12 protein-coding genes are annotated in these 14,254 nt (G+C 49.5%); all 12 read left to right on the forward strand.

The annotated features are described in order from the left end of the window. Positions 1-46: 46 nt before the first annotated feature. The 12 genes from secA to ACYQ2N_RS11755 all read left to right on the forward strand — a co-directional run bounded on the left by secA (position 47) and on the right by ACYQ2N_RS11755 (position 14,225). The gene (secA, locus tag ACYQ2N_RS11700; protein ID WP_459999401.1) at positions 47-2,554 is read left to right on the forward strand and encodes a preprotein translocase subunit SecA; all 2,508 of its coding nucleotides are present in this window, start codon (positions 47-49) and stop codon (positions 2,552-2,554) included. A gap of 293 nt (positions 2,555-2,847) precedes the next feature. Continuing rightward, positions 2,848-3,952 (forward strand): peptide chain release factor 2 gene (gene prfB / locus ACYQ2N_RS11705; RefSeq protein WP_459999402.1). Its coding sequence is split into 2 segments (ribosomal slippage): positions 2,848-2,916 and positions 2,918-3,952, totalling 1,104 coding nucleotides; the frame shifts between segments, so codons are not numbered across the junction. 130 nt (positions 3,953-4,082) lie between these two features. Beyond that, positions 4,083-4,913, forward strand: a complete 831-nt coding sequence (locus ACYQ2N_RS11710) for a transketolase (protein WP_459999403.1) — start codon at positions 4,083-4,085, stop codon at positions 4,911-4,913. Then, entirely contained in the window at positions 4,906-5,844 is a 939-nt protein-coding gene (locus ACYQ2N_RS11715) for a transketolase family protein (RefSeq protein ID WP_459999404.1), read from the forward strand. The genes ACYQ2N_RS11710 and ACYQ2N_RS11715 overlap by 8 nt, the downstream gene beginning before the upstream one ends. Before the next feature lie 150 nt (positions 5,845-5,994). Beyond that, entirely contained in the window at positions 5,995-6,681 is a 687-nt protein-coding gene (ftsE, locus tag ACYQ2N_RS11720; protein ID WP_459999405.1) for a cell division ATP-binding protein FtsE, read from the forward strand. Continuing rightward, positions 6,671-7,561: a permease-like cell division protein FtsX gene (gene ftsX / locus ACYQ2N_RS11725; RefSeq protein WP_460000525.1), complete on the forward strand. Its 891-nt coding sequence runs from the start codon at positions 6,671-6,673 to the stop codon at positions 7,559-7,561. The genes ftsE and ftsX overlap by 11 nt, the downstream gene beginning before the upstream one ends. A gap of 37 nt (positions 7,562-7,598) precedes the next feature. Then, on the forward strand, positions 7,599-8,768 hold the full coding sequence (locus tag ACYQ2N_RS11730; protein WP_459999406.1) for a murein hydrolase activator EnvC family protein: 1,170 nt from the start codon (positions 7,599-7,601) through the stop codon (positions 8,766-8,768). A 128-nt stretch (positions 8,769-8,896) separates the two neighbouring features. Further along, on the forward strand, positions 8,897-10,084 hold the full coding sequence (locus ACYQ2N_RS11735) for a S41 family peptidase (protein ID WP_459999407.1): 1,188 nt from the start codon (positions 8,897-8,899) through the stop codon (positions 10,082-10,084). A 387-nt stretch (positions 10,085-10,471) separates the two neighbouring features. Further along, positions 10,472-11,233, forward strand: a complete 762-nt coding sequence (locus ACYQ2N_RS11740) for an IclR family transcriptional regulator (protein WP_459999408.1) — start codon at positions 10,472-10,474, stop codon at positions 11,231-11,233. Positions 11,234-11,301: 68 nt separating this feature from the next. Continuing rightward, positions 11,302-11,946: a bifunctional 4-hydroxy-2-oxoglutarate aldolase/2-dehydro-3-deoxy-phosphogluconate aldolase gene (locus ACYQ2N_RS11745; RefSeq protein ID WP_459999409.1), complete on the forward strand. Its 645-nt coding sequence runs from the start codon at positions 11,302-11,304 to the stop codon at positions 11,944-11,946. A gap of 147 nt (positions 11,947-12,093) precedes the next feature. After that, the gene (locus ACYQ2N_RS11750; RefSeq protein WP_459999410.1) at positions 12,094-13,188 is read left to right on the forward strand and encodes a pyridoxal-phosphate-dependent aminotransferase family protein; all 1,095 of its coding nucleotides are present in this window, start codon (positions 12,094-12,096) and stop codon (positions 13,186-13,188) included. Between the two features lie 86 nt (positions 13,189-13,274). Next, positions 13,275-14,225, forward strand: a complete 951-nt coding sequence (locus tag ACYQ2N_RS11755) for an aminopeptidase (RefSeq protein ID WP_459999411.1) — start codon at positions 13,275-13,277, stop codon at positions 14,223-14,225. The last annotated feature ends 29 nt before the right edge of the window (positions 14,226-14,254 follow it).

The following is a 14,254-nucleotide window of genomic DNA, read 5'->3' on the forward strand; positions in this document are numbered from 1 at the left end:
TGATGTTACAATAAAGTGATGCCCAGGACGAAGAAAGGTGGTTCGCATGGGGTTTTTACGCAATCTTTTGGATGACAATGCGCGTGAGATTAGAAAATATCAAAAGCGCATTAAACAAATTAATGAACTAGAACCTTCGATTACGGTTTTAAGTGATGATGAACTTAGGCAGAAGACCGTAGAGTTCCGCAGACGGCATGAGAACGGGGAAAGCCTTGATGATCTGCTCCCGGAGGCTTTTGCCGTAGTGCGGGAAGCGGCGCGGCGTGTGCTTAACCAACGCCATTATGATGTTCAGCTTATCGGGGGTATGGTGCTGCATGAGGGCAAGATTGCAGAAATGAGGACAGGGGAAGGAAAGACCCTGGTCGCAACGCTTCCGTCCTACCTAAACGCTCTGAGTGGCCGCGGGGTTCATGTCGTTACAGTCAACGATTATCTCGCTCGGCGGGACAGCGAATGGATGGGCCAGATTTACAGTTTCCTCGGTCTCTCTGTCGGCTTGATTGTGCACGGGCTTAATTATGCTGAGCGCAGAGAGAACTATAATGCCGACATAACTTACGGCACCAATAATGAATTCGGCTTCGATTATTTGCGTGATAATATGGTAACCAGGCCGGAAGGACTGGTCCAGCGCGAACTCAATTTTGCGATTGTGGACGAAGTGGACTCCATCTTAGTTGACGAGGCTCGCACTCCGCTTATTATTTCCGGTGAGGCTGACAAGCCCACAGAACTGTACTACCATGTGGCGAAAGTGATTCCGCGCTTAAAGCCGGAGGATGATTACCACGTGAACGAAAAGGACCGGGTTGTGACCCTGACTGAGCATGGAGTAGGCCGGGTTGAAAGCATGCTGGGCGTGGACAACCTTTATGATGATTTGCATACAGAGGTTGCCCATCACGTGAACCAGGCTCTTAAAGCCCACACTTTGTTCAGGCGCGACCGTGATTATGTGGTGAAAGACGGTCAAGTCATTATTGTCGACGAATTCACCGGCCGCCTCATGTTTGGGCGCCGCTACAGTGAAGGGTTGCACCAGGCTATCGAGGCCAAAGAGAACGTAAAGATCGAAAAAGAATCCCAGACTCTCGCCACGATCACATTCCAAAATTACTTCCGTATGTTCAATAAACTTGCAGGGATGACCGGTACCGCGATGACTGAGGCTCCGGAGTTCCGCAAGATCTATAAACTGGATGTGGTCGAAGTTCCCACGAACAAGGACATGATCAGGGATGATATGCCTGATGTTGTGTACCGGACAGAGGAAGGGAAGTTCGCAGCCGCAGTTGAGGAAATCGCAGAGCGCCATGCTAAGGGTCAGCCGATCTTGGTCGGCACAGTCTCCATCGAAAAATCCGAGCGCCTCAGTGCCATGCTTGAAAGACGGGGAATTCCGCACCAGGTTTTAAATGCCAAATACCACGAAAAGGAAGCCCTGATCGTATCTGAGGCCGGACAGCGGGGAATGGTTACCATCGCGACCAATATGGCCGGGCGCGGGACAGACATCGTCCTCGGGGAGGGTGTGGCGGAGGTAGGCGGGCTCCACATCATCGGGACTGAGCGCCATGAATCGCGCAGGATTGACAATCAGTTGCGCGGGCGGGCAGGCCGCCAGGGTGATCCCGGTTCATCCCAGTTCTTCCTTTCCCTTGAAGATGATTTGATGCGCTTGTTCGGTTCGGAAAATATTATGGGTTTAATGGACAAGCTGGGGATGGATGACAGTATCCCCATCACTTCCAAAATAATCACCCGCTCCCTGGAAAACGCCCAGCACCGTGTTGAACAGCGTAACTTTGATATCCGCAAGCATGTCCTCGAATATGATGATGTAATGAATCAGCAGCGCGAAGTCATTTACGCCCAGCGCCGGGCTGTGCTCATGGGTGAGAATCTGCGTGACAACATTATGGATATGCTAGAGAAAACAGTGACTGACACAGTCAATATGTTCAGCGGAGATAGCCCGTATCCGGAAGAGTGGGATCTTAAGAGCTTCCTTGAATACTGTGACAATCTCTTTCTCCCCGGGCATAAGCTGACAGCGGAGCAAATCGCGAACCTTAATAAAGAAGAGGTGCAGGAGCTTCTGCTTACTGAAGCCACTGCTTACTACGAACGCCGCGAGGAGCTGTTCGGTGCCGAGCTCATGCGCGAGATCGAACGCGCGGTCATGCTCCAGGTTGTGGACAGCAAGTGGATGGATCACTTGGATGCGATGGATATGCTGAGGGAAGGGATTGGGCTTAGGGCTTACGGCCAGCGCGATCCGTTGGTCGAATACCGGCACGAAGGGTTTGACATGTTCCAGGGCATGATTGACAGTATTCAGGAAGATATTGTCCGCTATCTGATGCGCGTAACGCCGCAAGCTGCGGAGCAAGAGCCACACCAAGAGGAACCGCAGAATCTCAGCACCAACCGCGACGAAGCGCAGCCGCTGCAGCCGGTACACATCGGGGAGCAAGTCGGTCGCAATGACCCCTGCCCCTGCGGCAGCGGCAAGAAATACAAGAAGTGCTGCGGCCGGACGGCATAGGCCCCGAGCGCTTGAGTAGTCCTATGGCGCTGGAGTGGTACTAGCAGAAGATGAAAATAGGCAAGCTGCCTTGCAGAGCGAACCGTCCGAGCAGAGGAGCGTTGTGAGCGCAGGCGACGAAGCGTTAAGCCGCGCCACAGGTTCACTTCAGGTATTACCCAAAGGTTTGGCGCGGTAGCAGAGTCGACAAGCGAACAGCTCCGGCGCGTGGTGCGAGACAGCCCAGTGGACTGTCTCGGCAAGGCAGATTGCCGGGAGTTTTTCAGAATAGCTAATTGAAAGGGATGATAGATGTGCTTGAAGAGTGGAAGCGTGAATTTGAGCTTTTATCCAAGCGTTTGGCAGATTTGAGGGTTTCTCTTTGACGTCGCTCAACGCGAAGGGAAAATTGAAGGGCTGGAACAGGAGTTAAACCGGCCGGATTTTTGGGAAGATCCAGTTGTTGCCCAGAAAACCATGCAGGAACTTTCGTATCAGCAGAGCAAAGTTAAGATTTACCGGAATTTGGAACGCGAACTGGAAGACCAGGCAATATTCTGGGAGCTGGCTGCGGAAGAAGGGGATGACACTCTCGAAGGAGAGATTGAACGGGGGGTCAAAAAACTTACGGACCACTTTGCCAATCTAGAATTGGAAATCCTCCTTAGCGGGCCTTATGACCGCAATAATGCCATTCTGACTTTGCATGCGGGTGCCGGGGGCACGGAAGCCCAGGATTGGGTTCAGATGCTCTACCGTATGTATGTGCGCTGGGGAGAACGGCGGGGGTATAAAGTCGAGACCCTCGATCTGCTGGCGGGAGAAGAGGCAGGGGTCAAGAGTGTGACATTATCGTTGGCCGGGGAGAATGCTTACGGTTACGCCAAGTCGGAAAAAGGGGTGCACCGTTTGGTACGCATCTCTCCGTTTGACGCCTCCGGACGCCGCCACACCTCCTTTGCCTCAGTCGATGTGATCCCAGAAGTCACTGATGACGCAGAAATAAATATTAACCCGGAAGAACTGCGCGTTGACACCTACCGTTCCGGAGGCGCGGGCGGCCAGCACGTCAACAAGACAGATTCCGCTGTGCGCATTACGCACTTGCCGACCGGGGTTGTGGTACAGTGCCAGAGTGAACGCTCCCAGATCCAGAACCGGGCTGTATCCATGCGCATTTTGCTGGCCAAGCTCCTGGAGCTGAAACGCAAGCAGCAGGAGGAAGAAATATCCGAGATCCGGGGAGAACAGCAAGAGATCGCTTGGGGCAGCCAAATCCGCTCTTATGTTTTCCACCCCTACAGCCTGGTGAAAGACCACCGGACGAATGTGGAAACCGGGAACGTCTCGGCTGTGATGGATGGGGAAATAGAGGAGTTTATCGCTGCCTACCTGCAGCATACAAAAAAGGTGCAGTAATCCAGGAGACAGGAGTCAGGAGTCAGAAGCTCATGGTATTCTGACTACTGACTACTGACTACTGAATTCTGACTACTGAATTCTGACTACCTGAATAGTAACGCTAGATTTATGCTAAGGGGGAATCCTGTTGTCAACCACGGAAATCAAACGCATGGCTAATGCTATCCGTCAGGACATCATCAAAATGTTAGTTCCAGCGAAGTCTGGGCACCCGGGTGGAAGCCTGTCTGCCGCCGATATTGTGGCTACCTTGTATTTTAAGGTCATGTGCGTAAAGCCTCAGGACCCGCACTGGTCGGAGCGCGACCGCTTTGTCCTGTCTAAGGGACATGCAGCTCCCGTGCTGTACGCGGCCTTAGCTGAAAAAGGGTATTTTCCCAAAGATGAGTTATGGGGGCTGCGTCAGACCGGACGCATGCTCCAGGGACACCCGGATATGAAAAATACCCCTGGGGTAGATATGACCACCGGCTCGCTCGGGCAGGGACTTTCTGCCGCTAACGGCATGGCCTTGGCAGGGAAGCTTGACCACAAAGATTATCGCGTGTATGTCGTGCTTGGTGACGGCGAGATGGACGAAGGGCAAGTCTGGGAAGCGGCTATGGCTGCGGCCCACTATAAGTTGGACAACCTTACGGCCATTCTCGACTTTAACGGCCTCCAGATTGACGGAACGACTGACAGTGTCATGTCTTCCGCTCCCCTTCCGGAAAAGTGGAAGGCTTTTGGCTGGCATGTGCTTGAAGTGGATGGGCATGACATCGAGGGTTTGCTCAAGGCTTTGGCCGAAGCTCAAGCGGTTGAAGGCAAACCCACTATCCTTATAGCGCGCACAGTTAAGGGCAAAGGGGTATCTTTCATGGAAAACCAGGTGGGCTGGCACGGCAATGCTCCCAGCACAGAGCAGGCTGAGCAAGCCATCCGAGAACTGGAAGAGGAGGCGGCTAACCTTGGCTGAAAAACAAGCAACCCGTGACGCTTATGGCAAAGCTCTCGTGGCTTTAGGCGCGGAAAACACTGAGATTGTGGTGCTCGATGCCGACCTTTCAAAGTCCACTAAGACCGCTGACTTTGCCAAAAACTATCCAGACCGCTTTTTTAACATGGGGATTGCCGAGCAGAATATGATCGGGACCGCAGCCGGCTTTGCTGCTGCCGGGAAAATTCCGTTTGCCAGCACGTTTGCCGTCTTCGCCACCGGACGCGCTTTTGAGCAAATCCGCAACTCTATTGCTTATCCCAAGCTTAATGTGAAGATTGCTGCCACCCATGCCGGAATTACGGTAGGAGAAGACGGGGCAACGCACCAGGCGATCGAAGATGTCGCCATCATGCGCACTCTGCCCAATATGACAGTATTGGTTCCGGCTGATGGGGAGGAAACGCGCCAAGCGGTATATGCTGCCGCTAAGCATCACGGTCCGGTCTACATCCGTATGGGCCGCTTGGATGTGCCGCTTCTGTTCGACAAGGACTACCGCTTTGAAATCGGCAAGGCCAACATTGTGCGTGCGGGCAAAGACGCAGCTATCATTGCGAATGGGATCATGGTGTCCAAAGCCCTGGAGGCGGCAGCCGAACTTTCCTCCTCCGGGATTGAAGTAAGCGTGGTTAATGTTGCTTCCGTCAAGCCTCTCGATCAGGAAACCATCATTCGCGTTGCCGCAGAGTGCGGAGCCGTGATCACGGCCGAGGAACATAACATCATCGGCGGCTTGGGCAGTGCCGTCGCTGAAGTTCTGGGGGAAAATAGGCCTACTCCCATGCTGAGGATCGGGCTTAAAGACAGCTTTGGGGAATCCGGCCGTCCCTTGGAAATTTTGGAAAAGTACGGCCTCACCAAGGACGAGATTGTTAAAGCTGTTCGTGCAGTCATGGAGCGGAAGTAGAATAGTGAATTTATATGTATTAAAAAATGCTATCAACGGGCTAATCTAAGCCCGTTTTCTTTTTTGTTAACAGGAAATCTACTTCTTGTGTCGAATTTAACAGTAGTTATGGGGAAACCGGGCTTTGCACACAAATCAAGGAGGAACTAGATGATTCAACTTAGTAATGTATCGAAAATTTACCAAAACGGTGCCCGGGCCCTTATTGATATTAACCTTAAAATCGGCAAAGGGGAGTTCGTGTTCCTGGTCGGGCCGAGCGGGGCCGGGAAATCCACTTTGGTCCGGCTTTTGTACCGGGAAGAGAAACCAACGCGGGGTCAGGTTTTAGTCAACAGCAAAAACCTAGTACGCATGCGTGAATATGAAGTACCATATTTGCGCCGGGGCATAGGAGTAATCTTTCAGGATTTCAAACTTCTTCCTAACAAAACGGTCGCAGAAAATGTCGCCTTTGCGCTTGAAGTCTTGGGTATGTCCACCCGGGAAGTTCAGGCCCGCACGCGCATCGCTTTAGAACTGGTGGGCTTAGGTGGCAAAGGGAAAGCTTTTCCCCATCAGCTTTCCGGCGGCGAGCAACAGCGAGTATGTGTCGCCCGCGCCATCATTAACAACCCGGGTTTGCTGGTTGCGGATGAGCCTACCGGCAATCTCGATCCTGAGAATGCCTGGGGGATTATGGATTTGCTCTACAACATCAACAAACGTGGAACCACCGTGATCATGGCAACGCACGCTAAAGACATCGTAGATCAAATGAAAAAACGCGTGGTCGCCATTGAAGGCGGGCGCCTGGTGCGGGATGAGGAGAAGGGGGGATATGGCTATGAAGCTTAACTCCCTGCGTTACATCATCCGCGAAACCCTTAACTCAGTCAGACGCAATCCCTGGTTAAGTGCGGCTTCAGTCCTAACCGTCATGGTATCATTGATAATCTTAGGCTTTTCTGTTTTCTTTTTGGCCAATGCCGCTAATATGGCTAAGACCTTTGAATCTGAGCTGGAAATTGCAGTCTTTATCGAGAAAAATGTTGCGCCCCAGCAACTCGACAGTCTTAAAACAGAGATCCAAAAGATGCCTCAGGTCGCTTCTGTAAGCATTGTCAGTAAGGAACAGGCTTTGGTTGAGTTCGGCAAAACAATGAGCAGCGGGAACAATAATTTACTTGAAGATCTAGGGGGGGTCAACCCTTTCCCGGATAAACTCACGGTAAAGGCATCTGACCCGCAAGCGGTTTCAGAACTGGCCACGCGAATTAAAACGCTTACAGGGGTGGAAAATGTACTTTACGGCCAGGACTTTGTGGACAAGCTTTTACAGTTCACGCACTGGCTGCGCTGGGTCGGCATCGGGGTAATAATCGCTTTTGCCATCGCCTCGATTGTCCTGATCTCGATCAACATTAAAATGAATATCTTCTCGCGCCGCCGCGAGATTCAGATTATGAAACTGGTAGGCGCTACAAATGGCTTTATCCGCTGGCCCTTTTTCATTGAGGGAATGTTTTTGGGTTTGGTTGGAGGGGCTTTGGCAGCAGGGACTGTCGGGGTCACTTATGATTGGCTGAGCGGGTACGTTCTGAGCACGCTCACCTTCCTGCCGGTTGTGCAAAACCCGCTGTTGTTCTGGCAGGTCTTAGGAGGACTGCTTCTCTCCGGGATGGTTATTGGGGCCATTGGCACTGCGATCTCCCTGCGTCAGTTCCTTAAGATATAGTCCTCAACGAAAGCTGCAAGGAAGAACAAAGGCACCAATGTTAGAATTCCTGAGAAATTTGAGGAGGGGTCTCATTTTGAAAAAAGTTGTTCCGGCACTTATCCTCTCTTTAGCCCTGCTTATTTCCTCCGGGCCTGCGCTTAAAGCGGATGAATTGGATCAAGCCGTGCGCGAGCAGCAGAAACTAACGGAGCAGACTAATCAAGTGCAAGGGCGCTTAAACCAGCTGACCTATACCGCAGATAAAATGAAGAAACAGCAGGATGAGCTGAAAGTCCAGATTTCTGCAGCGACAGTCACCCTGAATCAGAAGCAGAGCTCTTATAAACAGGCTCAGGCGCAGGTGAGCGCTTCGGAAAAGGAACTGCAGACTAAGGTTGAGCAGCTTGATAAACGGCGGCTGGCCTTGGCGCAAAGGGTGCGCGGCATCTATGAGAATGGTCAGGTAAGCTATCTGGAGATCCTGTTCGAGTCTTCAAACATCAGCGATTTTATCACAAGGGTCGAATACTTAAGCAGACTTGTGGGCAACGATCGGCAACTGCTGGCAGATATCCGCACGGAGAAAGAGCAAATAGCGAAAAAAACTGAGGAATTAAAAGTTGCGCGCGATCAGGCGGCAAGCTTGCAGGCGCAGGCAACTGCAGCCAAAACAGAATTGGACAGCAAGAATAATCAGCTCCAGATCTCTCTTACTGAGAATAAAAAAGTACAGCAGGAGCTGTCTGATCAGATTGAACAGTTAGAGAAAGATTCTAACGCAATTGGTGAAAAGATTCGCCAACTGCAGCGGTCCCGTACAGGTGGAGTTGTCGGTTCAGTCAGTAACTGGCCTCTTCCGGGTCGGTATGAGATAAGCTCACCTTTTGGCTACCGCACTCACCCGATCACCGGCCAGCGCAAATTACACACCGGTATTGATCTTCCCGCTCCCACCGGGACTTCGATCCAGGCGGCAGGGGACGGGGAAGTAATCTACGCCGGTTGGTATGGTGCCTACGGCAACGCGGTTGTTATTGACCATGGGGAGGGAACGTCCACACTTTACGGTCATCAGTCCCGTATTGCTGTGAGCAATGGAGACACGGTCAAAGCCGGACAGGTTATTGGGTATGTTGGTTCCACAGGGTGGAGCACCGGACCTCACCTTCATTTTGAGGTCAGGGTTGGCGGAAACCCCACTGATCCTTTAAGGTATTTCAATTGATGAACAAGCATATACTTACACAGAGATCAAAGACAAGCTTTGAAATATAAAGAGGGGCTTGTTAAATAATTAGGATAACGGGGCTTAAGGATACTTAAGCCCGGGCAGGGCAGGAAGGGGCTAAGGTTTTGGCGGAGTGGAATGGAAAAAGAGTACTTAAATATTTTGGGGCTATCTTTCTTTTGTTTTCAGTCGTAACAACGATAGCCGTTGGCTCGGTAGTCGTCGCAAACTTTAACAACATTGGCCGTTTTTTACGGGTAGTTGAACTGATCCACGATGAATATCTGGACAAGGCCAGCACAGAACAATTGGTTGACGGTGCGACCCGCGGTATCGTTGATTCTCTCAAAGATCCCTACTCGACCTATCTCGATGCTCAGGAAAATGCAAAACTATTTGAACAGATTGAGGGCAAATTTGGCGGGGTAGGGATTCTGCTTAGCGTCAAGGATCCGAAAAAGCTGGTGGTCCTGCGCCCCTTAAAAAGCACCCCTGCAGCTAAGGCCGGTATCCAGGCCGGGGATGTTGTCGTAAAAATTGACAACACTGAGACATCCACCATCGACCAGGATAAAGCAGTCACCCTCATGCGCGGGGAGCCTGGGACTAAAGTTACTTTGGTCTTGTACCGCGACAGTGAGAAAAGAAATGTTACCGTAACCCTTACACGCGAGAAAATAGCAGTGCCCACGGTTGAGGGTAAAGCTTTGCCAGGTCATCCGGAAATAGCCTATATTGAAATTTCCCAGTTCGCTTCGGAAACGGGCAATGACTTGGCCGGGATTTTAAAAAGCATGGACATCAAAAAGTATAAAGGGATAGTTCTCGACTTGCGTTATAATCCGGGCGGAGAGCTGGAAGCCGCGGTCCAGGTAGCGAGCTACTTTGTCCCGCCGGGGCCGGTGACCTACATTGTGGATAAAAACGGCAATATCGATACCAAATATGCCGGTGACAACTATTTGAATATGCCGCTGGTAGTCCTGGTCAACGGGGAAAGCGCCTCCGCAGCCGAGATTGTCTCCGGGGCGATTAAAGACAAAGGCACAGGCACTTTAATCGGGGTCAAAACGTTTGGCAAAGGGATTGTCCAGACCATTTTCCCGCTCGATCATGGCACCAGTGTCAAGCTCACCACGGCCAAATACTTAACTCCCAATAAGCTCGATATTCACAAAAAAGGAATCGAACCTGATGTCCAAGTCGAGCTAACCAAGGGGCAAGACCCGACCGTTTCCCCGACGGACACCAAGTTTGATCCCCAATTGCAAACGGCTGTGGATGTGCTGAACAAGAAGATAGGAAGTAAATAGAGGTAAAAATTTATAGTAGTAATGAATCAGAAATTTCCGTACATCCCGTTCTGCTTGGTTATTATCGAAGGGGACATCTGGGTCAAACAGATGCTCCATCATTTAGCTAATTCGTTCGTGGGTAAGGAGTTGGCCTGGTTCAAGTAGATTGCGGTGGCGCGAAGCCTAGGGCTGTATTAAACCGGGGCGATACACAGAGTCTCCAATCATTCACGCCGAGCTTACTTGTGGGTTCGGTTAGTCGATTCAAAACCATACAAAAGATGGCTTCCCTACTAAAGACACAAAAATTTTGAAGATAAGAAGGAATTTTTTTAGTATTGGCGAAATATTAAGTACTAGGAAACAACATCGTTGTTTATTATGCAACAGCTAGGGTGGATAACAATGTATGATGGAATACAATCAGTACAACGTGCACTATACGTCTTGGAACGTTTGGCTTTATGTAAAGAGGGCGCTACGGCATCAGAAATAGCCAAAGAATTAGGTGTCAACCGCAGTACAGTATTTCGGTTAATGGAAACGTTAATTGAGGAAGGTTATGTGAGGCAGGCAACGCTGACGAAGCGTTACCACCTTACCATGAGAGTATTTTCCCTAGGGAGTAAGTTATTAACGGAGATGAATATTCAGTCGTCTGCGCGCTGGGTACTGGAAGCCTTGCAGAAAGAAATAGGGCATACCGTTCATCTTGGCTTAAGAGATTTATTTGAAGTCGTCTATATCGATAAAATTTCGGGCAACAGCCCTATCCAAATGTATTCCATGATTGGGAAGCGGGCACCGCTCTATTGTACCGCCATCGGTAAGGCTATTTTAGCCTTTATGCGTGATGATGAAATTGAAACGTTTTTTAATACTACTAAGTTTGATAGCTTTACACCTTTTACCCTAACGGACCCAGCAGCTATTAGAAGGGATTTAGAGCTCACCCGGACCAGAGGGTATACCCTGGATTTAGAAGAACATGAAATGGGAATCCGCTGTGTGGCGGCTCCGATCTTTAATTTCAATCAAGAAGTTATAGGTAGTATAAGTGTCGCGGCAGTCGCTATTAACTTAGGAAACAGAGATATCGAAGAACATGCCGATGCTACGGTACAGGCTGCGAAAACCATAAGTTCTCTTATGGGTGCCCATTTTTAATTATTATGACATTGTTGCACAACAATGTTGCGATATAAGCAACAAAAAGCAAAGGAGGACTGAAGAAGATGCCAGAAATTACCACTGATAACCCAGCGCAATTTATTTTACAGGAAAAGCTGGTGGCAATACTTCGAAATGTGGAAGAAACTAAACTTCTAAAAATTATAGAGGTCTTCCGGGATTCGGGAATTAAAGTTGCGGAAGTAACTTTAAATACTCCTGGCGCCTTGCCCATTCTGGCAAAAATTACTGCGAAGTTTGGTAAAGATATGTTGTTGGGGGCAGGGACAGTTACTTCGAGTCAAGATGTCCACAAAGCGGTCGAATCCGGCGCCAAATTTATTGTAATGCCGACCATGATTCCTGAGGTAATTAGAACTGCTAAAGCTTTAAATGTTGCAGTTATGCCAGGCGCTTTTTCGCCGACAGAAATCCAGCAAGCCTATCTTCTCGGGGCAGATGTCATCAAAGTATTCCCAGCCGGCAGTTTGGGTTCTGCTTACTTTCGTGAAATAAAGGGCCCGATGCCTGAGATTCCACTGGCTGCCGTGGGCGGAATTACCCTGGAAAATGGGCAAGCGTATCTGGAGGCTGGGGCTAAAGTTTTAGGTGTCGGTTCAGCATTGACCCCTAGGGATATTTTGGCGAAGGAAGACTGGTCAAAACTAGCTGAATTGGCTAAACGATTTAAACAGCTGGTTAGCAGATAACATAATGATCTTACCGGGTTCACATACGAAGATCATTAAGACAAGCGATTATATAGCTTACTGACCAGGGAGCCGGAGATTTTTCAGGAAAAAGTGATTGTGCTTGAATGACGAGACTGTCACCTTAACTAACGGGGGGTAGGAAACATGAAAGAATCATTGCTGATGATACCTGGTCCATGCGCCGTGAGTGAAGAAGTGCTAAAAGCAATGAGTCAACCTCTGGTGCCACATTATGGCGAGGATTGGGTGCGGGAGTATAACGATACCCGTGATGCTCTAAAGCCGTTGTTTGGCACAAAAGAAGATATCTATTTAACCGTAGGTTCGGGCCATGCTGGAATAGAGACTGCTGTGAATGCTTTGGCAGGTAGCGGTGAAAAAATTCTCGTCCTGGAAAATGGTTTTTTTGGTGAACGCATTGAGATCATTTCTCGGTGCTACGGGATTGAAACTGTTACGCTTAAAGAGGAATGGGGAACACCGGTTGATCCAAATAAGGTCGAGGATGTTTTGAAAAAAGATGACAAGATCAAAGCAGTTGCGGTCGTCCATGGTGAGACATCTACGGGTGTTCTTAATCCTGTTCAAGCGATTGGCGAAATCACCAGAAGATTCGGCTTGCCTCTCTTCGTTGATGCGGTTTGTTCAATCGGCGGCACGGAATTTCATATGGACGAGTGGGGAGTTGATATTGGCGTAACCGCTTCCCAGAAGGGACTTTCTGCCCCACCTGGGCTGGCCATTATTGCTGTTAGTGAAAAAATGCGGGAGTTCCTGGCTGCCAGAAAAAATTCAGCGGTGGGATGGTATTTAAATTTAAATATATGGCGGGAGTTTGAAGAGAAGCAGAAAGAATTTCAACCCTATGGGATAACAATGGCGGTTAATCTTGTCAGAGCGTTAAAAGTTAGTTTGGATCAGATTCACGTAGAGGGATTAGCACAACGTTTTGGAAGGCATGCTGATATATCTAAAAGGCTGAGAGATGGTTTGGCTGTTATGGGTCTGGAATCTTTTGGACATGGGGTACCGCTTCCTCTGGTTACGGCAGTCAAGTGCCCGCCAGGAGTGAAATCGGCTGAAATCGTCTCTTATATGCGCAAAGAATTTCAAATATATATTAGCCAGGGGTTAGGTGCATATCGAGACAACACATTCCGAGTGGGACACATGGGACTGGCGGCGGATACTAAAGCGGTCGATTCCTTTTTGACAGCAATGCAAACTTTTCTTAAGTAGCACAAAATTAAGTATGAAACTTGATTTGGAAGGAATCTTGAGCGGAAACCATGGATTATGTGCCTAAATAGGGGAGGAGAGAATACTTGGACCTACATTTAATTGCGAAGAGAGCCCTGCTTGACTATATGGCCGTTAAAAATACGGAAACAGTTCTAATCGTTAGCGATGGTCAGATACCCGAAGTCGTTGGAGCATTTCTAAGCGCTGCGCGTGAATTAGCAAAAGAAGCAATTCTGGTGGAATTTACACCACGGTCGCGTAACGGCGAGGAACCTCCGTTTACTGTTGCTGCTGCCATGGCTGCAGCGGATGTGGCGTTAATTCCAACTTCAAAATCTCTTACCCATACCAGAGCGCGCCGGGAGGCGAACCTATCCGGGACTAGAATTGCCAGTATGCCTATGATCACGGCTGAGATGATGAACAGAACCCTTATGGTAGATTATGAGAGTATGGTGACCTTAACTAAAAAATACGCCAACGCCTTGAGTAAGGGTAATACCGTACACATAACTTCGCCGGCGGGAACAGACTTGGTCATGAAAATAGAAGGTCGTGACGGAATTGTGGATTCAGGCGAAATTCAACAATCCGGTGCTTCCGGAAACCTTCCGGCCGGTGAGGCTTGCATAGCTCCCCAGGAGGGTTCGGCTCAGGGAATCCTTGTTTTCGACGGTTCTTTAGCTCAGTGGGGTAAGCTCGATGAACCTGTAACGATCACGGTTAAAGATGGTCTTGCCACTTCGATTAGTGGGAATAAAGCCGCCGATTGGCTATGGGAAACCGTTCAGACTTGTGGTGTACCTGGTACCAATATTGCCGAATTGGGGATTGGCACGAATGCCAGATCTGTAGTTTCCGGAAATATATTAGAAGACGAAAAGGCTATTGGCACTGTCCATGTAGCTTTAGGTGATAACAAAGGTTTAGGTGGAATGACGGAAGCCGGTGTTCATCTCGATGGGTTAATCCTTTCACCAACCGTGGCGATAGACGGGAAGGTAGTAATAAAAGACGGAATATTGTTGCTCTGACGCAGATAATAATTAGCTCTAAAAAAGGG

This window comes from Paradesulfitobacterium aromaticivorans (assembly GCF_054657415.1).